The 24,517-nt window shown below is 59.0% G+C and carries 22 protein-coding genes; 14 read left to right on the top strand and 8 right to left on the bottom strand.

Translation table 11 applies throughout. The annotated features are described in order from the left end of the window. Nucleotides 1-77: 77 nt before the first annotated feature. On the bottom strand, nucleotides 78-665 hold the full coding sequence (gene cysC, locus PLU01S_RS01945; RefSeq protein WP_074821460.1) for an adenylyl-sulfate kinase: 588 nt from the start codon (nucleotides 663-665) through the stop codon (nucleotides 78-80). Between the two features lie 8 nt (nucleotides 666-673). Beyond that, entirely contained in the window at nucleotides 674-1,378 is a 705-nt protein-coding gene (locus tag PLU01S_RS01940; RefSeq protein ID WP_074821735.1) for a sulfotransferase family 2 domain-containing protein, read from the bottom strand. 295 nt (nucleotides 1,379-1,673) lie between these two features. On the opposite strand from PLU01S_RS01940, the gene PLU01S_RS01935 reads away from it, so the two are divergent. Further along, nucleotides 1,674-2,015: a hypothetical protein gene (locus PLU01S_RS01935; RefSeq protein ID WP_074821457.1), complete on the top strand. Its 342-nt coding sequence runs from the start codon at nucleotides 1,674-1,676 to the stop codon at nucleotides 2,013-2,015. Nucleotides 2,016-2,027: 12 nt separating this feature from the next. On the opposite strand, the gene PLU01S_RS01930 is transcribed toward PLU01S_RS01935, so the two are convergent. Beyond that, nucleotides 2,028-3,278 carry an acyltransferase family protein gene (locus PLU01S_RS01930; RefSeq protein ID WP_074821454.1) on the bottom strand — a complete coding sequence of 417 codons (1,251 nt, stop codon included), beginning with the start codon at nucleotides 3,276-3,278 and terminating at the stop codon, nucleotides 2,028-2,030. Nucleotides 3,279-3,501: 223 nt separating this feature from the next. Between PLU01S_RS01930 and PLU01S_RS01925 the strand changes: the two genes are divergently transcribed. Then, entirely contained in the window at nucleotides 3,502-3,978 is a 477-nt protein-coding gene (locus PLU01S_RS01925) for a hypothetical protein (RefSeq protein ID WP_139208662.1), read from the top strand. Nucleotides 3,979-4,015: 37 nt separating this feature from the next. Here PLU01S_RS01925 and PLU01S_RS01920 read toward each other — a convergent pair whose 3' ends face one another. Further along, nucleotides 4,016-5,512 (bottom strand): CoA-acylating methylmalonate-semialdehyde dehydrogenase, encoded by a 1,497-nt coding sequence (locus PLU01S_RS01920; RefSeq protein WP_074821450.1) that lies wholly within the window; start codon nucleotides 5,510-5,512, stop codon nucleotides 4,016-4,018. Between the two features lie 61 nt (nucleotides 5,513-5,573). Then, nucleotides 5,574-6,917 carry an omega-aminotransferase AptA gene (gene aptA / locus PLU01S_RS01915; RefSeq protein ID WP_074821447.1) on the bottom strand — a complete coding sequence of 448 codons (1,344 nt, stop codon included), beginning with the start codon at nucleotides 6,915-6,917 and terminating at the stop codon, nucleotides 5,574-5,576. Nucleotides 6,918-7,051: 134 nt separating this feature from the next. On the opposite strand from aptA, the gene PLU01S_RS01910 reads away from it, so the two are divergent. The 8 genes from PLU01S_RS01910 (at nucleotide 7,052) to PLU01S_RS01875 (ending at nucleotide 15,011) form a co-directional block, all read left to right on the top strand. Further along, a complete protein-coding gene (locus PLU01S_RS01910) occupies nucleotides 7,052-7,975 on the top strand; it encodes a LysR family transcriptional regulator (RefSeq protein ID WP_074821443.1) in 924 nt (307 codons plus the stop codon). Nucleotides 7,976-8,136: 161 nt separating this feature from the next. Beyond that, on the top strand, nucleotides 8,137-8,880 hold the full coding sequence (locus PLU01S_RS01905) for a gluconate 2-dehydrogenase subunit 3 family protein (RefSeq protein WP_010796629.1): 744 nt from the start codon (nucleotides 8,137-8,139) through the stop codon (nucleotides 8,878-8,880). Nucleotides 8,881-8,883: 3 nt separating this feature from the next. Further along, nucleotides 8,884-10,671, top strand: coding sequence for a GMC family oxidoreductase (locus PLU01S_RS01900; RefSeq protein ID WP_074821440.1), 1,788 nt, complete (start codon nucleotides 8,884-8,886; stop codon nucleotides 10,669-10,671). An 11-nt stretch (nucleotides 10,672-10,682) separates the two neighbouring features. Further along, nucleotides 10,683-12,023 carry a c-type cytochrome gene (locus PLU01S_RS01895; protein ID WP_074821437.1) on the top strand — a complete coding sequence of 447 codons (1,341 nt, stop codon included), beginning with the start codon at nucleotides 10,683-10,685 and terminating at the stop codon, nucleotides 12,021-12,023. A gap of 134 nt (nucleotides 12,024-12,157) precedes the next feature. Beyond that, nucleotides 12,158-12,466 carry a YkgJ family cysteine cluster protein gene (locus PLU01S_RS01890; protein ID WP_083397806.1) on the top strand — a complete coding sequence of 103 codons (309 nt, stop codon included), beginning with the start codon at nucleotides 12,158-12,160 and terminating at the stop codon, nucleotides 12,464-12,466. Between the two features lie 282 nt (nucleotides 12,467-12,748). After that, a complete protein-coding gene (locus PLU01S_RS01885) occupies nucleotides 12,749-13,291 on the top strand; it encodes a hypothetical protein (protein ID WP_139208661.1) in 543 nt (180 codons plus the stop codon). Between the two features lie 188 nt (nucleotides 13,292-13,479). Continuing rightward, a complete protein-coding gene (gene mltA / locus PLU01S_RS01880) occupies nucleotides 13,480-14,673 on the top strand; it encodes a murein transglycosylase A (RefSeq protein WP_074821729.1) in 1,194 nt (397 codons plus the stop codon). Continuing rightward, on the top strand, nucleotides 14,670-15,011 hold the full coding sequence (locus PLU01S_RS01875) for an FKBP-type peptidyl-prolyl cis-trans isomerase (RefSeq protein WP_074821431.1): 342 nt from the start codon (nucleotides 14,670-14,672) through the stop codon (nucleotides 15,009-15,011). Before mltA ends, PLU01S_RS01875 begins: the two co-directional genes overlap by 4 nt. A gap of 53 nt (nucleotides 15,012-15,064) precedes the next feature. Here the strand turns inward: PLU01S_RS01875 and treS are convergent, their stop codons facing one another. Beyond that, the gene (treS, locus tag PLU01S_RS01870) at nucleotides 15,065-17,170 is read right to left on the bottom strand and encodes a maltose alpha-D-glucosyltransferase (RefSeq protein ID WP_074821428.1); all 2,106 of its coding nucleotides are present in this window, start codon (nucleotides 17,168-17,170) and stop codon (nucleotides 15,065-15,067) included. A gap of 263 nt (nucleotides 17,171-17,433) precedes the next feature. Between treS and PLU01S_RS01865 the strand changes: the two genes are divergently transcribed. From PLU01S_RS01865 to PLU01S_RS01850, 4 genes are all read left to right on the top strand, one after another. Further along, nucleotides 17,434-17,895, top strand: a complete 462-nt coding sequence (locus tag PLU01S_RS01865) for a hypothetical protein (protein WP_010796621.1) — start codon at nucleotides 17,434-17,436, stop codon at nucleotides 17,893-17,895. A gap of 323 nt (nucleotides 17,896-18,218) precedes the next feature. Beyond that, nucleotides 18,219-19,226 carry an SDR family oxidoreductase gene (locus PLU01S_RS01860; protein ID WP_074821426.1) on the top strand — a complete coding sequence of 336 codons (1,008 nt, stop codon included), beginning with the start codon at nucleotides 18,219-18,221 and terminating at the stop codon, nucleotides 19,224-19,226. A gap of 397 nt (nucleotides 19,227-19,623) precedes the next feature. Continuing rightward, nucleotides 19,624-21,087, top strand: coding sequence for a sugar porter family MFS transporter (locus tag PLU01S_RS01855; protein WP_074821424.1), 1,464 nt, complete (start codon nucleotides 19,624-19,626; stop codon nucleotides 21,085-21,087). Between the two features lie 122 nt (nucleotides 21,088-21,209). Continuing rightward, nucleotides 21,210-22,487, top strand: a complete 1,278-nt coding sequence (locus PLU01S_RS01850; RefSeq protein WP_139208660.1) for a hypothetical protein — start codon at nucleotides 21,210-21,212, stop codon at nucleotides 22,485-22,487. 21 nt (nucleotides 22,488-22,508) lie between these two features. On the opposite strand, the gene PLU01S_RS01845 is transcribed toward PLU01S_RS01850, so the two are convergent. Both PLU01S_RS01845 and PLU01S_RS01840 read right to left on the bottom strand, forming a co-directional pair. Further along, the gene (locus PLU01S_RS01845; protein WP_074821419.1) at nucleotides 22,509-22,964 is read right to left on the bottom strand and encodes a GNAT family N-acetyltransferase; all 456 of its coding nucleotides are present in this window, start codon (nucleotides 22,962-22,964) and stop codon (nucleotides 22,509-22,511) included. A 61-nt stretch (nucleotides 22,965-23,025) separates the two neighbouring features. Continuing rightward, nucleotides 23,026-24,510, bottom strand: coding sequence for a chemotaxis protein CheW (locus PLU01S_RS01840; protein WP_159435090.1), 1,485 nt, complete (start codon nucleotides 24,508-24,510; stop codon nucleotides 23,026-23,028). Nucleotides 24,511-24,517 lie beyond the last annotated feature (7 nt).

Below are 24,517 nucleotides of genomic sequence, written 5' to 3'. Positions count from 1 at the left end.
CCATCCGCTTACCTCTAAGTACTTCGGAAACGCATCCTCCGCTCAACCCTTTCGGCTGTCTTACTTACCCGTTCAGCTCAGGCCTCCGGCGTCAGCAATCCGATCAATGCCTGCATTGCCTCGGGAATAGACAGGCGCGCTGTGTCGATTTCGCAATCAGCATCATAAGGTGGCTCGTAGGGACTATCGAACCCGGTAAAATTGTGGATTCTTCCCTCCCGCGCGGCGCGGTACAGCCCCTTGGGATCACGCCGTGCACACTCCTCAAATGATGTGCTGACGTACACGCAACGAAACTGGCCCGGCTCGAACAAGGCCCGCGCGGCATCACGATCGGCCTGGAACGGTGAAATCGCCGAGACGATCACCACCAATCCCGCCTCTACCATCAGCTTCGCCACCTCGGCTATTCGCCGGATATTTTCGCTCCGCTCCGCCGCCGACATCCCCAGGTCACGGCATAGCCCATTGCGCAGGTTATCGCCGTCCAGCACGTAGGCATGCAGCCCGCGCTGGTGCAGTGCCAGATCAAGGCTGTTCGCCAGGGTAGACTTGCCCGCACCGGAAAGCCCGGTCAGCCACAGGCAATAAGGCTTTTGCCCCAACGCCTGTGCACGCGCCGAGGCGGGCAGGGTCAGATCATAAGGCCGGATACAGCTTCCCATCGGTGTCCTCACGCATAACCTAATAATTCGAAATCACGTGCATACACCCGGCGAATCAGCCGCCGTGTGCGCGCCGTACAAAATGCATGCGCAGGCCCCGCCTCCCGCTGCCGCGACGGATTGATATGTGGCAGCGTCGCCGACAGGTCCAAGATATCCGTCAGTCGAGCGAAGTCTTCCTCAAGCGACTCCTGGCGCCCAATGAAATCCATTGCCAGCCGCCCCAGGGAATCTGTCAGAAAGTCGGTCTGCGGCGCGAAGTGAATCTGCCGCCGGATGTTGTCCTCATGCAGCCACTGTGCGACGAACGTATTGAAATTGTCATAGCGCGACATCAACCGCCATGCGGAAAGATCACGCGCGATGGGCTCATTTCCCTTTAAGAAGGCAAATGCCGAATACGCTCGCTCCACTGGATGGCGCACAAAGGTAAATTTGAAACTCTGCTCGAAGGCCTCGGGAAACTGCTGCTCATACCAGTATAGCGGCAGATGCCCCGGTCGCCAGTCATCGAACAAGGCCTTGCACAGGCTGCTTCCGGCGCACTTGGGTACATGGATGAATAGGCAGTTTTGATCGGCAAACGGCCTGGGAAAAATCACATTCCCGGACATGACCTTGTTCACCACTTGCCGATCGACCACTGAAAGACGACCCAGCAGAAAGTTTCGCTGCGCCTTGGGGATAAGCTTCCATAGATACCGCTGCAACATACCTGTTTGTACCGCCTGAATTTTGCGCAAAGCCATCCGTGGATACACATGGCTGAAAAGGCGAAAAGGCTAGCAGAGGCCCTCGCCATTTAAGGTTTCGAGTAGGTAAAAGCCATGTAAAGGCGCTGATACAGAAGCGATCTGCCTCACGTGGCTACTTTTGTTCTGAATAAGCGTACAAACCGCTCTACAACAGGCTTTCGGCCATTTCGCCTGCTATACGGCCTGGGTAAAGTCGGCACGACAGCCGGGAGGGCTGTGCTTAGATAGCTCAACAACACGACAAGGACCGGGTATGAAACAAGCACCCCTTCTTTCTGCAGCTGCACTGGCGTTGGGCCTGTTTGGCAGCGTTGCGCTGGCCGATCAGGAGCCGCCTCCCCCCGGCCAGCATGACCGTATGCCGCCGCCTGCGGCGTTTGAAGTGTGCGAAGGTAAGCCTGTCGGCGCGCCAGTCATGCTTACTCTGCCTGACGGCAAGGCACTCAAAGGCGTCTGCAAGGACTTCCAGAGCCGGCTCGCCGCCATGCCTGAGCATATGCCACCGCCACCCAAAGACGGCGCCCGCCCGGCTCTCCGCCAGACGCGCGATAGCCGCTATAAAAAACCGCCTCTAAGGGCGGTTTTTTATAGCTAATCCAGAGTGCGTCTAAGCGCCCCGACCTTTCCTGTACTTCTGAGGCAGGTGCGCCTCCAGCCAACGGCGCAGGGGGCCGATCAGAAAACGTTGAATCAACAGCCCCAGGCCAATAACTACGATCAGGTGAGGGATAAGGCTCCACAGGGGAATGGTGACCACATCGCCCAACACATCGCTGACGGCATCACTGATCGCGTCACTGGCCGCTTCCTGCGCCTGGGTAAAGAAGGCCAACAGATGCCGCGTCCACGGGTCGATCAGGCTGATCATGGGTGTGTGGATAGCAAAGATACACAGCGATGCCTCACCTAGCCGCCGGGCCAGTTGTTGCAGGGAGGCGCTTTCCGGTGCGCGGAAGGTAGCGCACGCCAGCAGTAGCAAGCCCTGAAAAGGCGTCAGCAGACCGTTATGAACCAGATAGAACCAACGGCGGCCGTCCTGCTGCAAGAGCCATGCCCCGATGAAAAGGTCACTCAAGCCAACGGCAATCAGACAGTACCGGTAGCGCTCTGCCAGTTGGGCCAAGGAAGGCTCCTGCAAGGCGCGATAAAGAATGATGCCAATCAGAAACTCTGGCAGGCGGATTACCGGGTTGCGATGGATAACGCCTACGGTCACATAGTCATAGGCATGCAGCCAGGTCGCCAGCAAGGGCACCAGCAGATAGGCGCCCCATAACGCGAACCCTATCAGTATCCAGCGCCGCGCCGCCATCAGGCGTGGCGCAAGCAAGGGGAACAGGATATAGAAGAACAGCAGGGCAGAAATGGACCAGGTCGCACCGTTGAGCCAGAGAAAGCGCGGCTCCCAGGACTGAAGCAGCAGGATCTGCATCAAGATATGAACACCTGCCATGAGCCAGGAGATGGGCAGCAATTCCTCCAGCCCCTCGCCATCCTCCAGCGACGCGTAGGGATGCTGGTTGTAATACACCGGCACACCGTCTGCCGAGGGGGCATTCATTGCCAGTACACCCAGCGCGATGGCCAACGTCATCAGGTGGATGGGATAGAGATTGCACAATCGCCGCGCGATAAAGCCGGCCTGGCTGCCCTTCATTTTGCCCTGATCATCCAGGCAGACATGTGCCAGCAGAAAGCCGGACAACAGGAAGAAAGTGCTAGTGGCGTAAAAGCCCATGCCGACGAGCTTTTGAAAAAGCCACGGTGCGTCACCGTACAGGCCGCCCAGGTGGTAGACCACCATGTAAAGGGCCATCAGAAAACGAAGCCATTCAAGGCCGTAGTAATGCTTGGTCATAGTGAAGGCGAAACGATCAAAGCAGTCATCGAACCGTCATTATGCCAACATTGGACGCCGGCTCGTTGCAGGATGTGTTAGCGCGCTGAAACACCTTGGCCACACATCGACCGCCTTCCCTGAAACATCAATTTCCGCAATGGTCGTTATCTCTGCGCTTCATTTCTAGCATCAAGCGATTGATTCGATAATGAACGTATCGAATCTTCTTGCTGAGGCAACCATGAACACGCTTATCCAACACGGTAAGGCAGCCTTGCTGATCGCGCCCCTGTTACTGGCAGGCTGTGCAATCAGTGCCCCCTTTAACGCAGCCCCTGAAAGCAACACAGCTCAGGCACCGGCTAGAACCCAGGGCGGATCGCTGACCGTCAATCGCATCGAGCCCGCTGCCGGACAATACGTCCTGAGCCTCTCGACAACAGCGCAGCACCCCTCCTACTCGGATTGCAGCACTGCGCTGATCACCTCCGGCACGGACCAGTTCCAGGCCGATGTTGTGCAACGCCAGCAGTACACCAAGTCGGACTACAACGTCACGTACGACGTGACACTGAGCAACGCTCAGATGCAGCGTCTGGCAGGTAATGACACCTTGAACGTTCAGCTCTGCAATGTTCAGTACTCGGTGTCACACGCGCAGATCAATGACCTGCAAGCCAAGTTTCTGGCCGTGACCAAACCGACTCCTCAGGCTTGAGGGCTAGCCGACAGACCAGCCCTTGACCGTACCGTAATCAGCCGTTACTCGGAAACGCAAACTGCGCCGCTTCGTGGCTGGCGCGTTGCGGCCAGCGTTGAGTGATGGTTTTGCGGCGGGTGTAGAAACGTACGCCGTCCGGGCCGTAGGCAGCGAGGTCACCGAAGATGGAGCGCTTCCAGCCGCCAAAGCTGTGGTAGGCCACCGGAACGGGTAGCGGGACGTTGATGCCGACCATGCCCACTTCGATCTCGTCGCTGAAGAGTCGTGCAGACTCGCCGTCGCGGGTGAAGATACAGGTGCCGTTGCCATATTCATGGGCGTTGATCAGCACGATGGCGTCTTCCAGGCTGTTGACGCGCACCACGCACAGCACCGGGCCAAAGATCTCTTCCTTATAGATGCGCATGTCAGGCGTGACGTGGTCGAACAGGCAGCCGCCGAGGAAGAAACCATTGCTGTGGTCGGCAACCTTGAGGTTGCGACCATCGACGACCAGCTTGGCGCCCGCCGCTTCGCCGTCCTGCACATAGCCGGTAACTTTCTCCAGCGCGGCCTTGGTGACCAGTGGGCCCATATCGAGCCCCTTGCAGGTGCCGGGGCCAACCTTGAGGCTCTGGATTTGCGGGGTGAGGCGCTCGATCAGCGCATCGGCAATCTGGTCGCCCACGCACACCGCCACGGAGATGGCCATGCAGCGTTCGCCGCAGGAGCCGTAGGCGGCGCCCATCAGTGCGCTGACGGCGTTGTCCAGGTCGGCATCAGGCATCAGCACCGCATGGTTCTTCGCACCGCCCAGGGCCTGGACGCGCTTGCCGCGGGCCGCGCCTTCCTTATAGATGTATTCGGCAATTGGGGTAGAGCCGACAAAGCTCAGCGCCTTGACCTCAGGTGCCTGGATCAGTGCATCCACGGCATCCTTGTCGCCATGCACCACATTGAGCACACCCTTGGGCAGCCCGGCTTCGTACATGAGTTCAGCAATCAGCAACGTAGAGCTAGGGTCGCGCTCGGAGGGTTTGAGGATAAAGCAGTTGCCGCAGGCAATCGCCAGCGGGTACATCCACAGCGGCACCATGGCCGGGAAGTTGAACGGCGTGATACCGGCAACCACGCCCAGCGGCTGGAAGTCGGACCAGCTATCAATCGCCGGACCTGCATTGCGGCTGTATTCGCCCTTGAGCAGTTCGGGCGCGGCGGTGGCGTATTCGACGTTTTCGATACCGCGCTTGAGTTCACCGGAGGCGTCTTCCAGCGTCTTGCCGTGCTCTTCGCTGATCAGCTGCACGATGCGCTGCTCGTTCTGCTCCAACAGTTGCTTAAAGCGGAACAGGACCTGGGCGCGCTTGGCTGGTGGGGTGTTGCGCCACGCGGGAAAAGCCGCCTTGGCCGCGTCGATGGCCTTTTGCACGGTGTCGCGGCTGGCCAGCGGCACCTGATGAATGACGTCTCCAGTTGAAGGGTTGTAGACATCTGCCGTGCGGCCGTTGTCGGCAAAGGCTTCGCCGTTGATGAGGTGGTTCAAGGTGGTCATATCGATTCCCTGTAAAGGCGGCGCGTCGGATAACGGTGGCGCGTCGCTGTACGAAAAATAATCAGGCCGTGGCGTTGAGGGCTTCGCCCACGGCGTCGAACAGGCGGTCCAGTTCTTCCGGCGTGCTGATAAAGGGCGGGCCAAATTGCAGGGTGTCGCCGCCGAAGCGGACGTAGAAACCGGCCTTCCACAGTTTCAGCGAGGCCTCGTAGGGCCGGACGATGGCGTCGCCGTCACGCGGAGCGAGCTGGATCGCACCGGCCAAGCCGTAGTTACGGATATCGACGATGTGCTTGGCACCGCGCACACCATGGATACGCTGCTCAAAATGCGGGGCCAGTTCGGCTACACGCTGAACGAGGTTGTCGCGCTCCAGGATCTCCAGCGCAGCCAGACCTGCGGCGCAGGCGACTGGATGCGCGGAGTAGGTGTAGCCGTGACCAAACTCGACGGCATAATCCGGCGTTCCCTGGTTCATGAAGGTGTCGTGGATTTCGCTGGTCGCAACCACCGCACCCATAGGGATCACGCCGTTGGTGATCTGCTTAGCGAGGTTCATGATGTCGGGCGTGACGCCAAAGCTGTCCGCACCAAACATGGAACCGGTGCGGCCAAAGCCGGTAATCACCTCGTCAAAGATCAGCAGGATGTTGTGCTGGGTACAGATCTCGCGCAGGCGTTGCAGATAGCCCTCCGGCGGCACGATCACGCCGGCCGAGCCGGACATGGGCTCGACGATGACCGCCGCGATGTTGGACGCATCGTGCAGCTCGATCAGCTTGAGCATTTCGTTTGCCAGCTCAACGCCGGTCTTGGACATGCCTTTGGTGAACTCGTTACCCGGCAGCAGGGTATGCGGCAGGTGATCGGCATCCATCAACTGGCCGTACATCTTACGATTGGCCCCAATGCCGCCCAAGCTGGTGCCGGCAATGTTCACCCCGTGATAGCCACGGGCACGGCCGATCATCTTGGTCTTGGTGGCCTGCCCTTTCAGACGCCAGTAGGCACGGGCCATCTTCACAGCCGTGTCGGCGCATTCGGAGCCTGAGTTGACAAAGAACACGTGGTTCAGGTCGCCCGGCGTCAGGCTGGCAATCTTCTCGGCCAGCTTGAAGGACAGCGGATGGCCGTACTGGAAGCCCGGTGAATAATCGAGTTGCAGCGCCTGCTTACCTACCGCCTCGGCAATTTCCTTACGTCCGTGCCCGGCCCCTACACACCACAGCGCGGAAAGGCTGTCGTACAGCTTGCGGCCCTGATCGTCCGTCAGGTACGCGCCCTCAGCCGCCACCAGAATACGCGGGTCCTTCTTGAACGCACGGTTGGCGGTATAGGGCATCCAGTGATGGGTCAGGTCGAGTTCGCTGGCGAGCGGTGGCGATACGGTCAGGGGCTGGTTCATGCAGGGCCTCGGGGTACAAGACATGAGCTGGACGGGGCAATAGGAATCGTCCCCACGAAAGCCTCAGCTTGAGCCTGACCTTGGATGAGTTAAAGCGTATTCTTCTTACGTTTACTCAAGAAAAAACTCACCCAATGAGCGCACCTCGTAAAGCCCCCCTTGGCCAAGTCAGCGATTTCGATATCCGTCTCCTGCGTCTGTTCAAGACGGTAGCGGAATGCGGCAGCTTTGCAGCGGCAGAAAGTGCACTGGGTATCACCCGCTCGGCCATCAGCCTGCACATGGGCGATCTGGAAAAGCGGCTGGGGATGCGCTTGTGCCAGCGCGGCCGCGCCGGGTTTGCACTCACGGATGAAGGCCGGGAAGTGCTGCGGGCCAGCCAGAGCCTACTGGCCGCGCTGGAAGGCTTTCGCAGTGAAGTAAACGCCCTGCACCAGCAACTGCGGGGCGAGCTGAACATCGGCATCATCAACAACCTCGTCACCTTGCCGCAAATGCGCGTGACCCATGCGCTGCGCAAACTGAAGGCATTGGGACCGGGTGTGCGGGTGAGCATTGGCATGATGACGCCGGGCGAAATCGAACGCGGGGTACTGGATGGACGGCTGCATATTGGCGTGGTCCCGCTGATCAACCCGCTGTCCGGCCTGGAATACACAGCGCTTTATGAGGAACGCTCGCAACTGTATTGCAGCCATGAGCACCCTTTGTTCCACCGGCCCGATGAGGAGATTCCGGATGAGGCGCTACGCATGGCCGATGCTGTGGCGCCGAACTATCGATTGACGGCCGAGGCGTTGGAGCGACACCAGACGCTCAACTGTACGGCCACCGCATCGGATCGCGAAGGGATTGCCTTTCTGCTGCATACCGGCAGTTACATCGGGTATCTGCCAGATCATTATGCCGCCAGCTGGGTGATGCAGGGCGTCCTGCGGCCGCTCAAGCCGGAGCGTTTCTTCTACTCCATTCCGCTCTGTACCGCGATGCGCAAGGGCCGCCGCCCCAACCTGATCCTACAGCGGTTTCTGGAAGCGCTTGAGCATACCCAGGCTTGATGGGCTATACGTTCTTATCCATACGTTTTAAAGGGTCATCAGGAACCTGCCCGCGGCGCGCCGGTCGATGATGAGGCAATCTGTCGCAGATCCGCACAAATTGTTACACTTAAATGCTTAGCTTACTAACATTTAAAGCCTGATGGCTGATGGGAACCCTCATGTCCGCTGATGATACGTCTAACGCCCGCCGCGACTTTCTACGTAAGTCTCTAACCCTGATCCCCGTGGTGACACTTGCCACTACAGGCGGCGCCAGCCTGGCTCTGGCCGAGACGAAGGAGCGACAGCGTGACGAGGACAAGCCGGGCCAGAGCGCCCGCGCAGACGCCTATCAGCCCACCTTTTTCACGCCGGAAGAATGGACGTTTATCCACGCCGCCGTCGCCCGGCTGATTCCCGCTGATGATCGCGGCCCCGGTGCGGTGGAGGCTGGTGTACCGGAGTACATCGACCGGCAGATGAACACGCCTTACGCCCAAGGGGCGAAATGGTACATGCAAGGCCCTTTCCAACCCGATGCACCTTCGGAGATGGGGTACCAGCTCAAGCTCAATCCGCAACAGGTTTTCCGCCTGGGCATCAAGGCCGCGGATGACTGGTCGCGCCAGCAACACGGCAAGCCGTTTGCCGAGCTGGATACCGGCACCCAGGATGCCGCACTTCGTCAGTTTGAAGCCGGTGAGGCCGAGTTCGCCCCGCTTCCTGCCAAGACCTTCTTTGCCGCCCTGTTGCAAAGCACTAAAGAAGGCTTTTTTTGCGACCCGATCCATGGTGGCAACAAGGATATGGTGGGCTGGAAGCTGGTGGGCTTTCCCGGCGCCCGCGCCGACTTCATGGATTGGGTGGAGCGCGACGTGGCGTACCCCTTCCCACCGGTTTCCATCCGTGGCGAGAGGGCTTGATCCATGGCAAAAGTGATGCAGAAAGCCGATGCGGTAATCGTGGGCTTTGGCTGGACCGGGGCCATCATGGCCAAGGAGCTGACCGAGGCGGGCCTTTCCGTGGTCGCGCTGGAGCGTGGCCCAATGCGTGATACCTACCCGGATGGTTCCTACCCACAGGTGATCGACGAGCTGACCTACAGCATCCGTCGCAAGCTGTTCGTGGACACATCCAAGGAGACCGTCACCATTCGCCACAACGTGAGCCAGACGGCACTGCCCTATCGTCAGCTCGGCGCCTTTCTGCCCGGCGATGGCGTAGGCGGTGCGGGTTTGCACTGGTCCGGCGTGCATCTGCGGGTCGACCCGGTAGAGCTGCGCCTGCGCAGTCACTATGAAGAACGGTACGGCAAGAACTTCATCCCGGATGGTATGACTATCCAGGACTTTGGCGTGACCTACGAGGAGCTGGAGCCGTACTTCGATTTTGCCGAAAAAGTCTTCGGCACCTCCGGTCAGGCCTGGACGGTAAAGGGTGAGTTGGTTGGCAAAGGCAAGGGCGGCAACCCCTTTGCGCCGGACCGCTCCGATCACTTTCCGCTCACGCCGCAAAAGAACACGGTGTCAGCGCAGCTGTTCCAGAAGGCCGCCTGGGATGTGGGCTACCACCCTTATGACCTGCCCTCGGCTAATACCTCCGGCCCCTACACCAATCCCTACGGCTGCCAGATGGGGCCGTGCAATTTCTGCGGATATTGCAGTGGGTACGTCTGCTACATGTACTCCAAGTCTTCGCCTAACCTGAACATCCTGCCGGCACTGCGCCAGGAACCCAAGTTCGAACTGCGCGCCGATGCCCACGTGCTGAAGGTCAACTTGACCGACGACAAGAAGCTCGCCACCGGCGTGACCTATGTGGACGCCCAGGGCAACGAGATTGAGCAACCGGCCGATATCGTCATTCTCGGCGCTTTCCAGTTCAACAACGTGCGGCTGATGCTGCTTTCAGGCATCGGCAAGCCCTATGACCCGAAAACCGGCGAAGGCGTGGTCGGCAGAAACTTCGCCTACCAGAACATGGCGACCATCAAGGCCTACTTCGACAAGGACCAGCACTTCACCAACCCCTTCATCGGTGCGGGCGGTAATGGCGTGGCGGTGGATGACTTCAATGCCGATAACTTCGACCACGGCCCTCACGACTTTGTAGGTGGCTCGCCGTTCTGGGTGAATCAGGCGGGGACGCGCCCTATCGCTGGCGTAAGCAATCCCCCGGGCACGCCCAATTGGGGCAGCCAGTGGAAGGCGGCAGCGGCCGATTACTATAACCATCAGCTGTCCATGGATGCCCACGGAGCGCACCAGTCCTACCGCGACAACTACCTGGACCTCGATCCGACCTACAAGGATGCGTATGGAATGCCGCTCCTGCGCATGACCTTCGACTGGAAGGAAAACGACATCAAGATGACGCACTTCATGGTCGATAAGATGAAGCGCATCGCCGAAGCCATGAATCCCAAAGCCATCAATGTGCAGGTCAAGGCGCCGGGAACCCATTTCAATACGGTCAGCTATCAGACCACCCACCTGAACGGCGGCGCCATCATGGGCATCGACCCCAAAACCAGCGCCCTCAACCGTTACCTGCAGAGCTGGGATGTGCACAACGTGTTCGTTCCGGGCGCCTCGGCTTTCCCACAGGGGCTGGGCTACAACCCGACAGGCCTTGTGGCAGCCCTCACCTACTGGTCGGCACGCACCATCCGCGAACAGTACCTGAAAAACCCTGGCCCACTGGTGCAGGTATGAGGACGTCGACCATGAAAGCACTCATCTCTGCACTGGCCCTGGGGTTCATCGCTCTGCCTGCTTTTGCTCAAGAGGCCGGACCTGATCAGGAATTGATCAAGAAAGGCGAATACCTGGCCCGCGCTGGTGACTGTGTGGCCTGCCACACGGCAGCCGGTGGCAAACCCTTCGCCGGCGGCCTGCCGATGGGCACGCCCATTGGCACCATTTACTCGACCAACATCACGCCGGATAAAGAAACCGGCATCGGCAATTACAGTTTCGAGGATTTCGATAAGGCCGTACGTCACGGCATCGCCAAGGAAGGGCATTCGCTCTATCCGGCCATGCCGTATCCCTCTTATGCACGCGTCACCGAAGAGGACATGCGCGCCCTGTACGCCTACTTCATGCATGGCGTTCAACCGGTGACTCAGCCCAACCAGGACGTGGCGATTCCCTGGCCGCTGTCGATGCGCTGGCCCCTGGCTGTCTGGCGCAAGCTGTTCGCGCCGGAGGTTGCCGACTTCAAACCGGCGCAGGGCATGGACCCGGTGGTTGCCCGTGGCGCCTATCTGGTGGAGGGCCTGGGCCATTGCGGTGCCTGCCACACACCCCGCGGCATTGCCATGCAGGAAAAAGCCCTCAGCGATGCCGACGGCAAGGACTTCCTTGCGGGTAGCGCCCCGCTGGAAGGCTGGGTTGCCAAAAGCCTGCGCAATGACCACAAGGAAGGCATTGCCCGGTGGGACGAGGCGCAGCTGGTGGAATTCCTCAAGACAGGCCGCTCGGATGACATGGCCGTCTTTGGCGGTATGACGCAGGTGGTCGAGCACAGCCTGCAGTACATGAGCGACGAGGATTTGACCGCAATCGTCCGTTACCTGAAGACGCTTTCGCCGGTCCATCCGGACGCCCCACCCTATCAGCGCAACAATGCCGTTTCGGAAATGCTGGTAAAAGGGGATGAAAGCAAGCGCGGCGCAGCGGTCTACATCGACAACTGCAACGCCTGCCACCGCTCGGATGGCCTGGGCTACACCCGGGCGTTCCCGGCACTGGCAGGTAACACGGTGGTGCAGACGGAAGACCCGACGTCCCTTATCCACATTGTGCTGGAAGGGGGCAAGCTGCCGGGTCTCAAGAGTGCGCCCTCGACCATCGTCATGCCTGCCTTCGGCTGGCGGTTGAGCGATCAGCAGGTAGCGGATGTGGTGACCTTTATCCGAACCAGTTGGGGCAACAAGGGCGGTCCGGTGGATGCCGATGCCGTCGCCAAACTGCGCAACAGCGATAATCGCACCACCTCGGGCGATGACATCGGGCAAACGGCGTATGGCAATCAGCCGGAGCAGAATCCGACGCCCCGGTAATCGGTCGCTGACGGAACGTAGGCAGACATGAGAGGCCTGCGGTCCGTCAGTTTTCCTCCTGATGGATCATTCTTCGTTTTGAGCAGGCCTTAACTGCCGGTAACCTTGCAGTCTGCCTTTACGCCGGTGATCACGTGATTCCGCTCCATAACCTGCCTGCCTCTGCGCCGCCCGCCAAGCCCGAACCCAGTGTCACCTGTGACACCTGTGCGGCCAAGTGCTGCCGTCTGGAAGTCATGCTGATTACGGATACCGGCGTTCCCATGCGCTTTATCGAGGAGGACCAATGGGGCTCGATGACCATGGCGCGCCTGGACGACGGCTGGTGCGCCGCGCTGGATCGAGAAACCATGCGATGCAGCATCTATGAGAATCGCCCTTTGATCTGCCGCGAATTCGAGATGGGTGGGGACGACTGCCTAGAAGAGCGCAACGCCTTCTGATAACCAGAGCACACTCTGATGGATAGGCTAATTAGCGCTCCCCTCTGCTGTATGTAGGCCTGTATGCGCGGTGTTATATACGCTTGAGCGTTTTAGAAACCCTTGTCGACAGATCAAACCATAGGTAGGGCGCTCTCAAAAGGCGAATCTGCCGATCAATTGAACAATAGTTGTACAACCGGCGAACCGATGCCCTTTATGCGCGTCAATATCGACCAATTGAAATGATCCTTGCGTTCTGTTCCACGGAGAGGAAGCCCAATGCGTTTTAAGGCCTTTTGGATGGCTTTGTCACTTTTACCCCTGAGCTGTCTGGCAGATATCAAAGTTGACCTGGCCGATTACATCGCGCAGGCCTCGGAACCCAAGCGGGCCGAGATCTCAACCAAGTTGCCGCCTATCGTTGAACAGTTCGGCAAGTCGCTGGGCTGCTCCTTTTCGATGGACCCTCGCAATATCATCCCCTACCAGCTGGAGGGGAAATCGGTTTTCCTGGCGGTGTACGAGCTGGATGTCGGCTGCAGCGGCACACCTACCGCCACTCGGCCGCTCATGGCCATCCTGCGCCAGAGCCCGGGCGGCGACTATTTCATCGATGCCGATTACTCGATGCCCAAGCAGAGCTCAACAGAGCTTCCCAAGCACATCAGCAGCCTTTTCATCCGAAACGATGACCTCTGGTATCAGGGGCTCACCTTCAAGGCAGCCGATGCGTCCTGCTGTCCGACACTGGATGTCACTGGCCGTATCGCCCTGGAAAATGGCGTCTGGAAAGAACATCAGCGCATGCCACTGGAACGCATTCCAAGCACTGTAACGCCATGATCTTCCGCATAGAGTTGGTTATAATTTAACCAGCCTCGGCAGGCCTACCTGACTGTTTTGCAACATGATTCAGTAGGTGGGAAAGTCAGGATCGGCATTTGACGTCACGGTCTGATTTCACCAAGCTACCGGCTCACTCATCGACAAGAACAGTTGACGTGCTTGCCTATCGTTACCCCTGGCGGCTCATGGCCTGTGCCGCCGTATCTCTATTAGCCTTGCTGGCCGGTTGTGACGACGGCTCCAAGTTCAAGCAAAAGCCGCCGCCCAAACCGCCGGAAGTTGCCACCTACACTCCTGTCCGCTGGGAGGATCTTCCTGTCACCAGTGACGCCGACCTTATGGCAGGCTTCAAGGCCTGGCAGGCAGGCTGCGAGAAGCTCAAGAACAACGAGGCTTGGAGTGGACCGTGTCAGGCAGCCGCGCAGGTCCCGTATGATCCACGCGCCGTACGGGACTTTCTCAAAAGCCAGCTACAGGTCTACAGCCTGCGCTCTTTGAAGGGCGAGCATGGCCTTATCACGGGCTATTACGAGCCGGTCTACCACGGCAGCCTTGTGCAGGATGAGGCCCATCCCGTGCCGGTCTATGGCACACCTACCGACCTGATTACCGTCGATCTGGCCAGCATTTACCCTGAACTCAAGGGGAAACGCCTGCGAGGCCGACTCGAAGGCCAGACGCTCAAACCCTATGATGACGCCGCCACCATCATGCAGCAGGGTGTAGATGCCCCTGTACTGGCCTGGCTGCGTGATCCGATGGACCTGCAATTCTTACAGATCCAGGGCTCGGGCCGTGTTGAACTGGAAGATGGTCGCCAGTTGCGTATCGGGTACGCAAATCAGAACGGGTATCCCTACAAGCCTATCGGCCGCTGGCTGGTGGAGCAGGGGCTGCTGCAAAAGGAAGAGGTCAGCATGAGCAAGATTCGCGAGTGGGCCACGGCCAACCCGGATCGTGTGCCGGAGCTCTTGGGCAGTAACCCGAGCTATGTGTTTTTCAGCCAACGCCCGGACAGCAACGAAGCACCCCGCGGCTCGTTGAACGTTCCATTGACGCCTGGCTACAGCGTAGCCATTGATCGCAAGGTGATTCCGCTGGGCAGCCTGCTCTGGCTGTCCACCACCCGCCCGGATGGCAGCCCCGTGATTCGCCCGGTAGCCGCACAGGATACCGGTGGTGCCATTACCGGAGAAGTCCGTGCCGATCTTTTCTGGGGAACGGGTGATAATGCCGGTGAGCTGGCCGGCCATATGAAGCAGGACGGCCAAATTTGGATGCTTTGGCCAAAAGGTGCGCCACTGCCCAATGCAGCGTCCAAGCCTGCGGTTACGCCTGCAAAAGGCCAGAATCCAACGAACACAGAGAACACGCCATGACCGACGAACTGACAATTGAAGATATCCAACTGGGCGAAGGCAAGGAAGCTGTCAAAGGTGCCCTGATCACGACCCAGTACCGAGGCACTCTGGAAGATGGCACCGTATTCGACTCTTCATACGACAAAGGTCGGCCGTTCCAGTGTGTCATTGGCACAGGCCGGGTCATCAAGGGCTGGGATATCGGGTTAATGGGGATGAAGGTAGGCGGCAAACGCAGGCTGTTCGTGCCGGCGCACCTGGCCTATGGTGAGCGCCAGATTGGCGCGCATATCAAACCGAACTCGAACCTGATCTTCGAGATCGAGCTGCTGGAAGTCCTCACCCGGGACGATTGAATCTATAAAGGGCTGCGAGCAAATACATTTTGCCTCGCAGCCCTTTTCAGCCCTTACACGTCGAACGGCGTGTTGGGCAAGGCACCTACGATCCGCAGGCTCAGCCCCTCATACCCTTCCAAATTGATCGTCAGCTCACCGTTGTCGGTGAGATCACCTTCAACCGTCTCGTTGATCATATCCACGACCGGCCCCGGCGTAACGTTAGTCAGGGTGATGGTTTCCTGGATCGAGGTGGCGCCAAAGTTGAGCGCGGTAATCTGGGTGCCACGCCCGGCGGGCAGCTCGTGCACCATGACTAGAAGCCCCGGCGAGGTGACATCCGGCACCGCAATCTGGTGGCTGGACGCAATGCCATAGGCCTGGCGTACCGAGAGGATGCGCTTGAGCTTGTTGGCAAAGGAGTCCGGGTCGGCCAGCTGCTCGGTCAGGCTGCCATAAAGGTTGACGGCCTTGGGCAGACCTTCGCCGGAATGGGTCGCCTCGTTATTGGCGTCTGCCAGATCATAGGCACCGCGCTGAATCCATCGTGTATCGCCATCGCGCATGCGGTCTTCCACCAGACCGAACGGCAAGGGCAACGCTCCTACCAGATCCCATCCGGACAGGGCGAATACGCCGGGTTGCAAGGCGTTGTACATGGCAAGGAGCAGATGGACCCGCTTGACCCGTTCCTTGTCCTCGTCGGTCATGCTGTCCAGTTCACGAATGCCCAGGGCTGCTGCAATCACGCTCGCCGTGGTACAGGCTACGCCGTTGGTAACAAACCGGAGGTTGTAGGGCGCATGCTCACCGCTAAGACGCTCGTACATGACCTCACGAATATGCTCGCGCAAGATGCTGCCGCGCCAAGTCTGGCCCTGGTAGACGAAATTGGTGTCGGCATGCAGGGTCCAGAAGTGCACCAGCTCCAGGGTTAGCTCATCATGGTTCTGCAAGGCATGGATAAGCGACGCCGGGTCAATGTTGAATTGGTGCATGGTACGCAGCATCAGGCGCAGGAATTCGGTATCGCCCGTCAGCACGGCGTGATGGTAGGCCGGACGGGTGATGAAGTCGTAAGAGAGATCTGCCCCGCCCTGGCCCATGGCCGCGATATCGTCCACGGTCAGGTTGAGCTCCTGAAAGCTGAAGCCGCCAGCTTTGCGGACCATGCCCCCAATCAGTTGGTTGCCGACGATGGACAGGGGATGACCTTCGGACCACGCCTTGTCATTGGCGCGCCGTTCAACACCCAGAAAGCCGTTGGCATCCAGACGCAGCCCGCGTGCGCCAAGCACATCCAGCGAATGCAGTGCATCGCCAATGATCAGCTGCTGTGCAGCGAAACTGGGGTCGAGCCAGTTCAAGGAAGGTTGACCTTCCTTGAAGTAATGCAGGTATACCCAGCGCCGGTCCTTGCCATCCACACCGGTAACGACCGGTGTGGCACTCCAGTCAGTCTCTTTCACACCCGGCTCGAAAAAGATGACGCGCTGGAGCTGGCCGACGATATAGCACTTCTCTTTCAGGGCATCGACGACCTCGGGCGGCAGGTTGACTGCATCACGGCCTTCCGGCACCTCGGGCAGTAACTCCCAATCCTCCGGCTTGATCTCCACCATATGGTAAAGGCCCGGATAATCTTCATAGCCCAATTCGGCGAGCCGAAAATCGGCGCCCTTGCCAGTGTGAGCCGGAATGATGTCGTCCACGACTACCGCATTGTGGGCAGAGGCCATGCGGCTCAGGGCGATGAATTCCTCTTCCGTTCCGTAGAGCGGGTCGATATCGAGGCTGATCCGGTCGAAGTTACCGTCGATGGTCGGCGTAATCTCACGCCCCTTGAGACCGCCGGACAGCTTGGTCGGCCCTGTATGGATCGCCTGCACGCCAATGGAAGACAACGCATTCCATAGCGGAGCGCTTCCCAGCGTCTTGATGACGGAATCACCTGATCCGGTGATCACTGAGCTGGGATAGGCCGTAAACCAGACGGAGGCAATGGCCGTTGCCCGGCGTGGACGCGTTTCAGCATAGGGATGCATCCAGAGCCGCGCCTGACCGCCATACGCCTTGGCACGTTGACGAGCCTTGTAGAGCATCGACTGGTTGACTAACCATTGAACGTATTCTGGATCAGGCGCGTTTACCTGCTCTTCTATGTCTGGCGCTGTCATATCGGACCCTGAACAGTGAATTTGTAACTTGGACTGCGCCGGTTCGCGTTTGTATCCCAACCCTTATTGCCCCTCGCCGCTCCGGTGCCTGAACGGTCATTGAAGAGCCCTCAGGCGTAAACCGCACCCGTAAGCAGTCATAAGACAGACGCTTACACAAAAAAGATGGTTCTGCCGTATGACAAAGCGCCAAAATGACTGGAAAACACAGCAATTTTCGCCTTATCTGCTATGAAGGCAGAACCATGACCATGGAGAGTGCTATGAGTCCCAACGATCGCATAACCAACGGCCCGGATTCCGTATCCTATACGGCAGATTCGTTTGGCTCGAAAAAGCGTCTTGCCGCACGGGAAACCATCCTGAGCGACAGCAACGTTCTGGACTGCACGGTCTACCGCCCGGACGAAAATCCGGAAGTTGATGCCGACGATCTGGGTGACGCCAAGATCCTGTTTACGGGTGAATTCAAGGTGCCCGAGGATTGGGACCAGGAAACACGCGACGATTTTTTTGGCGACATGGACCCCGAATTGTTTTCCACTGCTCGCATCGAGAGCGAAGCCGAGCCGGGCACGGCAGGTTTTTTTACACCTGAGCCGGGTGACCTCGTGGCTGCCATGCCAGGAGCCGGAGTGGTCGAGATGTTCTATGTGTACGACTACTGTGAAGACGAAACCGGTCGCCATTATGTGCTGGTACGTGAAGTAGACCCAACGCTGTAAGCCTCCCTGCACCCTGGCTTGCGCCTTTCAGGCGCGAGGCAGGTTTGCCTGTCCATTGTTCAGCCCTCGCGCATGAACGGGCCCTACCTGCAAAGGCCCGGCCCACCCGCATCGGCTACCAGTCGCTCTAGCTCAACGCTCTTGCCTGAACAGACCATTCGCCCATTATTGCCTTGGTTGGGGAACGATGCGCACGGTCTGTACGTCTACCCCGGTCACAACGATTCAAGCATCGCATCAGGTGCTTACCCGGCAGGTGCCCCGACGGACACTGCTGCCTTGCCGTTTCGATCACCGCTTATTCCCATTCTCAGGAGCCAGCCATGAATCCGAACGACCTCTCCACGTCTCGCCGTAAACTCATGCAGGGTGCGGCTGTCACGATTGCCGCCGCCGCAGCGGCCCCCGCCTTTGCTCAGACGGCCAATAGCAAGGTTGCAGCCGACCCAGCCCCGTTGAGCGATCCCAAGAGCGGCCATCCCCGCCCTCCGTTTCAGGAGCAAACCCAACCCTGGCCAGGGCTGGCCAGCAAGATGACGCCTCGGCCAGATCACGGTGAAGAAAGCTACAAAGGCAATAACCGCCTCGCCGGCCGCAAGGCACTGATCACCGGGGGCGACTCGGGTATCGGCCGTGCCGCAGCCATCGCCTTTGCCCGCGAAGGAGCGGATGTAGCCATCAACTACCTGCCGGATGAGGAACCTGACGCAAAGGAAGTGGTTCAGCTGATCCAGCAGGCCGGCCGCAAGGCGGTAGCCATTCCCGGTGACATTCGCGACGAGGCATTCTGCCGCGAGCTGGTGGACCGCGCCGTAAAGGAGCTGGGTGGACTGGATATCCTGGTCAACAATGCTGCGCGCCAGCAGAGCCACGATTCGATTCTTGACCTGAGCAATGAGCAGTTCGACTGGACGCTCAAAACCAATCTGTACGCCATGTTCTGGATCACCAAGGCTGCCATTCCGCATCTGCCGGAAGGCGCTTCGATCATCAACACATCATCGGTCAATGCCTACGATCCTTCGGCCAATCTGGTCGATTACGCGTTGACCAAGGCCGGCATTGCCAATTTCAGCAAGGGGCTGGCCAAACAATTGGCGGACAAGGGTATTCGCGTCAACGCCGTAGCGCCCGGCCCGTTCTGGACACCCTTGCAAGTCTGCGGTGGCCAGACGATGGAAAAGCTCAAGAGCTTTGGAGGCGACACCCCGCTCAAGCGTCCCGGCCAGCCTGTGGAAATCGCACCGCTTTACGTGCAGTTGGCTTCCACCGAGGCCAGCTATGTCACAGGTCAAGTCTTTGGCGCCTCCGGCGGAAATGGTCAGCCTTAACTGAGTCAAGCCAGCCAGGCGGTTTTGCCGCCTGGCTAACCTGCCTGGTCCGATACCGACTCGGTATCAAGTAATTGCCTCTTTATGACCATGTTTACCCTACCGGCTACGGATTTTCTTCAGGCCGTGTTCTGGCAGCCATCACTGACGCCCACCGCCTGGGAATTCGTCAGCCTTTCACTCAGGATTCTGTGATGCAGATACTTCTCAGTGGCTTTTTTTGAAACCACTCTCCAAGCACGCCAGTCTATCCCTATGAGCCCCATACGCTCGATAACGTGGGTTCCAAACGCATCGATAGCGTCGCACGGGCAATCAATCTCCCGGCAGCAGCACGTGCATTTAGCGGACCCGCCCAGTATCAAGGCACCTTGGACTGCCTCGTGATCAACCAGGGATGGATGAGCGTCACGGCTTAACGTGCAAAGAGAAATCTATGATAAAAAACCCATCATCCCTCGCCTCGCCTGCAAATGCAGAGCCTTCGACAACAGACTCCTCGCCTACCAACCACAAGCGCAAGATGCAGATCATCACCACGATCTCAACCTTTGGCGGCTTGCTGTTTGGGTATGACACTGGCGTCATCAACGGCGCGCTTCCCTTCATCAAGGAAGACTTTGGCCTCACGCCTTTTTCTGAAAGTCTGGTGGCGTCTTCCCTAGTCTTTGGCGGTGCCATCGGTGCCGCTATCAGCGGTCGCCTCTCCGACGCCCGTGGCCGACGCAAGATCATCCTCTTGCTGTCGATCATTTTCATCCTTGGCACACTGGGCAGCACCCTCGCGCCCAACGTCGAGTTCATGGTGCTGGCCCGCTTCATCCTGGGGCTTGCCGTTGGTGGTGCCTCGGTCACCGTTCCGGTCTACCTGGCAGAGATGTCGCCTGCGCACAAGCGCGGGCAGATGGTGACGCGCAATGAATTGATGATCGTGTCGGGCCAGTTACTGGCCTTTACCTGCAACGCTGCGATTGCCCACTTCTTCGAGGGTAGCCATATCTGGCGCTGGATGCTGGTCATTGCCACGCTTCCAGCCGTGGTGCTCTGGCTGGGCATGCTGGTCATGCCGGAGAGTCCCCGCTGGCTAGCCTCCAAAGGCCGCTTCGGCGAGATGCTGCGTACGCTTAAAGAAGTTCGCGCCGAGCATCAGGCCCACAAGGAGGCCAAGGAAGTACGCCAAGCTGCGCAGGAGGACTCCAAGGCCAAAGAGGGTAGCTGGGAGGACCTGAAAACGCCCTGGATTCGCAAGATCTTTCTGATTGGTATAGGGATCGCCGTCGTGCAGCAGATCACCGGCGTCAACTCGATCATGTACTACGGCACCCAGATCCTGAAGGAGTCCGGCTTTGATACACAGGCTGCGCTCACAGCCAACATCGCCAACGGTGTGATCTCCGTACTGGCTACCTTTCTAGGCATCTGGCTACTGGGCCGGGTCGGTCGCCGGCCGATGCTGATCACCGGCCTGATCGGCACGACTACGTGCCTGCTGCTGATTGGTCTGGTCTCGATGAACATGGCGCCAGGCACGGAGCGCGCGTTTATTATCCTGGGCCTTACGGTCAGCTTTCTGGCCTTCCAGCAAGGGGCCATCTCACCAGTGACCTGGTTGATGCTGTCCGAGATCTTTCCCATGCGTATCCGGGGCCTGGCCCTAGGCTTTACCGGCGGCGTGCTATGGCTGACCACATTCCTGGTAGGCTTTTTCTTCCTGCAGTTGGTGGCGTGGTTCAGTATCTCCACGACGTTCTTCATGTTCTTCGCGTTCGGCCTGCTGGCCATTGCGTTCGTGGTCCGTTATTTACCCGAGACCCGGAACAAGACGCTGGAAGCCATTGAGGAGGAGTTCAAGAAGGCCTGATACGAAAGGCTCGCAAAGGGCCTATATGGCCCCTTTTTATTGACGGTCGGTTTGGGATATTCCCTTGCCCTCTCCGGCTCCAATAAAAGACGATGTTGACGGGTAGTCACCGGGACAGGCGAATGAGTGCACACGTGTTGCAGGACGAGCTATTTTCCACTTTCGACCCCAGGGAGCGACTCGATAACCAGCGGAGCCGCCTCGACGAGACATTGGCCGCGCTGGATGAACACCGCCTGCTCAACACGGCACCAAATGCGCTGATCGATTACTTCATCGCGGCCTATCGGATCGAGCCGCCAGCGCTACGCCGCCATGAGTGGCAGGCTGAAACCGATGACCACGCGGATTTCGAGGGCAATGCAGCCAGCCATCGACTCGATATCGACATACCCTTCGATGGCGACGCAGAGTGGTTCGGTGCACAGGCCGGTCCCTGGACGGGTACGTCAGGTGCCGTACGGATCAGCGGGCAATCCCTGATTCTGACCTTCGAGATCAAGCGCGGCGCGGAGCAGGCCGCACGCGCGCTGATCGACCGTGAAGTCAACGAGATCGAAAAAGCGCTCGCCTGGATTCGACAGGAGGTAGCGGCCTATAACGACAGCCTCTCGGCTATCGTGGAAACAGTCATCAACACCCGCCGCACGCGGCTACTCTCCCATCAGGCCCTGGCGCAAACGTTGGGTATTCCACTGCACAAGCGCTCCGACGGCCCACTGGCACGGCTTACGCCTCCCTCACGGGAGCAGCTATTTCCTGAGCTCCCGCCCATGGTTCATGGGCCCGACTTGCCGGAGCCAACGCTGAGCCGTGATCAGCATGAGCAGATCGTGGAAACTTTGCAGAACGCCATTACGCTGCTGACCTACAGTCCATCACTATTCGCCACATGGAATGAGGCGCCGTTAAGAAACTACCTGGGTATTGCACTGAACGGCCAGTTCGAGCGCCCGGAAACAATCGAGCCCTTTGTGCCCATCGGCTACAGCGCACTTGGCCTGCGTCATGGGGAGCGGATCGCCTGTCTGGCCGACTGCCTGTTTTGGAAGAATGCCGAGGCGTATCGGGAGCAACTTGACTACCTGCTGGCCCATCCATTGAGCCGGGAAGCCCGGCTTATCCTGCTGGTTTTTCATAGAGGTCAACGGCTGACCCGAACGATCAACGATGTCCGTGCACAAAACCGTGCTCATCCCGCTTATCAGGAGGCGCCGGAGGGACAGCCTGAGCACGGTAGCGAGGTAACGCTCCGCCTGCCTGATGATCCGATGCGAACAGTCCGCCTCACCACGCTTGTCTTCAAGGCGCCCAAGGCCCAAAGCAACGTGACCGCCCCCCACCGGAAACCCCATAGAAAGGCCGAACCGAATCGGACTCAGATCGGATTCGATTTCTAAATCGCTCTAAACACGCCTGGGTTACGTCCGACGACGCATCCCGATATGCGGGATGTCATCTTCAAGGTAGATGTCTGTAACCGGCTCGAAGCCGTAGCGGCCGTAGTAATCCTGCAGGTGCGCCTGGGCAGAGAGATAAATGGGAAGACCGGCCCAGTGCGCCTCGCAAAAGGTCAGGCCCTGCTTCATCAGCTCATGCCCCAGCCCGCGACCCCGTGCGGCGGGCGCGGTTACGACGCGACCAACCACTACCTGTCCGTCATGCAGTACCGGATCCAGCACTCGCAGATAAGCCACTAGCGTATCGCCTTCCCAGCCCATGAGGTGATAGGTATTGCCGGTCAGGTCCTGGCCGTCCACCTCCTGATAAGGACACTTCTGCTCTACCACGAAGACCTCGGTACGCAGCGAGAGAATGGCGTACAGGGTCTGAACGGTGAGATCGGTTTGCGGTGTGGCGATCCAACGGATGGACATGGGCTACTCCCGGACAAGGTAATCGCCGCATTGTCGATCACCTTGTTCTCAGGCACCAGTCCTATGCCGGCAGCATTTCCTGGCTAGCTAAATCTGCCTCCAGTTCGCGTGCCACAGCCTTCAGGTCCAGCAATGTAGCGCGCCAGCGATTGAGGCCGGAGCCGATGCTTACCAGCGTTCGCGCCCGCTGCCCAACGGAGAGGGAATCACCCGTCGGGGTTTGCCAACCCTTTTCGAGCATGCCGGGATCGAAATCGTTGAACGTCTCGATTGCATCGATCTGGCAGACCGCAAAGCCAAAGGTCATTGCCTCGCCAGTCACCAAAAGAATACGCGAGCTTTCGGTTGCCTCACGCGGCGACGAATTGATCAAGCTGCTCAGGCAGATCAGCGAGACCTGTTGCCCGCGGACGTTAATCATCCCAATCAGATGTCCCTGAGCTTGCTTGAGACGCATGAACTGCGTGGGGATATGAAGGATCTCATCCACCTGATGCAGCGGCGATGCAAACTGGATACCGGCCTCGTACACCAAACAAGCCTGCCGGGATCGCGCCTTGGGCACGATGCTGGAGGCCTCGCTGCTGCGGCCCTTGGCGTTTTCAAAGATCTTGGAAAACGCCTGGATATCCTTGCGACGCAGCAGCGCCGTATGGTTGAGCAGCAATGCATCATGGCTATCTTCGCCGCTCATGACCCCGGAAAACATGGCGGGGTGCTGCAGGCCGAAACGCGGCATAGGCACAAGATCGTCCGGGTTGCGCCGCATCATGGCCAGAAGTTCGGTAAAGGCAAAACCAAAAGCATGGCCGTTGGCTGTCATAACCAGCAGCTGTTTTTTGGTCTCGCCGGGGACCTCTTCAAGCCCTAGGATACGGGAAAGATTGAGCACTGGAATCGGGGTGCCCCGCAGCTCCGTGACACCCAGGCAATACTCGCTCTGAAAGAACGTCGTATCGATCCGGGGATGTTCGACCAGCTCACTGACTGCCGTAGCCTCCAGGCAGAACCGGCGACCATCACAGCCCAGCAGTATGTAATGCTTGAGCTTGAAGCGAGCCGTACGGCCGCGCTCACGCAACTCCTGTGCATGATCGAAGGCCATGAACAACTCCGGCAGCGACGCCAGCGCCTCGATATCAAGCAGGTAGATGATGCGCTCGCCCTGGCTGCCGCCCATGAAAAGGCGCGGCAACAAACCCTGTCCACGCTTGTGGGTGCCCAGCTCGCTGAGTTGCCTTTCATCGATGTGGATGACATCCGCCACGGCATCAATCCCAATCCCGAAACGTCCTTCCTGATGATGCAGGAGGGCCACTTCGCTGGGCATTCCGTCCTCCCCAGCCGGTGTGAGCCCGAGCAGCACGTGTAGGTCCACCAGCGGGACCGCGCGGCCCCGCAGGCTGAACACACCGCGCATGTAAGGCGCTACCGGCGGACGTGGCTGTACCTGGTCAGGCCAGCGCACCACTTGTTGCAGGGCCGATGCCGGAATGGCGATCTCGATGCCACCGACATGGACTACTCCATATGCGCTGCCAGTCATGATGGCG

Source organism: Pseudomonas luteola NBRC 103146 (genome assembly GCF_002091675.1).
Taxonomy (GTDB): domain Bacteria; phylum Pseudomonadota; class Gammaproteobacteria; order Pseudomonadales; family Pseudomonadaceae; genus Chryseomonas; species Chryseomonas luteola.
This window is presented reverse-complemented; position numbering and strand designations above follow the sequence as displayed.

Bases quoted from the DNA above. Each gene is read 5' to 3' on its own strand.
- PLU01S_RS01905 (WP_010796629.1), top strand. From the start codon at position 8,137: ATGTCCGCTGATGATACGTCTAACGCCCGCCGCGACTTTCTACGTAAG.
- aptA (WP_074821447.1), bottom strand. From the start codon at position 6,917: ATGAACCAGCCCCTGACCGTATCGCCACCGCTCGCCAGCGAACTCGAC.
- PLU01S_RS01840 (WP_159435090.1), bottom strand. From the start codon at position 24,510: ATGACTGGCAGCGCATATGGAGTAGTCCATGTCGGTGGCATCGAGATC.
- PLU01S_RS01920 (WP_074821450.1), bottom strand. From the start codon at position 5,512: ATGACCACCTTGAACCACCTCATCAACGGCGAAGCCTTTGCCGACAAC.
- PLU01S_RS01925 (WP_139208662.1), top strand. From the start codon at position 3,502: ATGAACACGCTTATCCAACACGGTAAGGCAGCCTTGCTGATCGCGCCC.
- PLU01S_RS01885 (WP_139208661.1), top strand. From the start codon at position 12,749: ATGGCTTTGTCACTTTTACCCCTGAGCTGTCTGGCAGATATCAAAGTT.
- PLU01S_RS01865 (WP_010796621.1), top strand. From the start codon at position 17,434: ATGAGTCCCAACGATCGCATAACCAACGGCCCGGATTCCGTATCCTAT.
- cysC (WP_074821460.1), bottom strand. From the start codon at position 665: ATGGGAAGCTGTATCCGGCCTTATGATCTGACCCTGCCCGCCTCGGCG.
- PLU01S_RS01935 (WP_074821457.1), top strand. From the start codon at position 1,674: ATGAAACAAGCACCCCTTCTTTCTGCAGCTGCACTGGCGTTGGGCCTG.
- PLU01S_RS01900 (WP_074821440.1), top strand. From the start codon at position 8,884: ATGGCAAAAGTGATGCAGAAAGCCGATGCGGTAATCGTGGGCTTTGGC.
- PLU01S_RS01850 (WP_139208660.1), top strand. From the start codon at position 21,210: ATGAGTGCACACGTGTTGCAGGACGAGCTATTTTCCACTTTCGACCCC.
- PLU01S_RS01930 (WP_074821454.1), bottom strand. From the start codon at position 3,278: ATGACCAAGCATTACTACGGCCTTGAATGGCTTCGTTTTCTGATGGCC.
- PLU01S_RS01875 (WP_074821431.1), top strand. From the start codon at position 14,670: ATGACCGACGAACTGACAATTGAAGATATCCAACTGGGCGAAGGCAAG.
- PLU01S_RS01860 (WP_074821426.1), top strand. From the start codon at position 18,219: ATGAATCCGAACGACCTCTCCACGTCTCGCCGTAAACTCATGCAGGGT.
- PLU01S_RS01855 (WP_074821424.1), top strand. From the start codon at position 19,624: ATGGATGAGCGTCACGGCTTAACGTGCAAAGAGAAATCTATGATAAAA.
- treS (WP_074821428.1), bottom strand. From the start codon at position 17,170: ATGACAGCGCCAGACATAGAAGAGCAGGTAAACGCGCCTGATCCAGAA.
- PLU01S_RS01910 (WP_074821443.1), top strand. From the start codon at position 7,052: ATGAGCGCACCTCGTAAAGCCCCCCTTGGCCAAGTCAGCGATTTCGAT.
- PLU01S_RS01845 (WP_074821419.1), bottom strand. From the start codon at position 22,964: ATGTCCATCCGTTGGATCGCCACACCGCAAACCGATCTCACCGTTCAG.
- PLU01S_RS01895 (WP_074821437.1), top strand. From the start codon at position 10,683: ATGAAAGCACTCATCTCTGCACTGGCCCTGGGGTTCATCGCTCTGCCT.
- PLU01S_RS01940 (WP_074821735.1), bottom strand. From the start codon at position 1,378: ATGTTGCAGCGGTATCTATGGAAGCTTATCCCCAAGGCGCAGCGAAAC.
- mltA (WP_074821729.1), top strand. From the start codon at position 13,480: ATGGCCTGTGCCGCCGTATCTCTATTAGCCTTGCTGGCCGGTTGTGAC.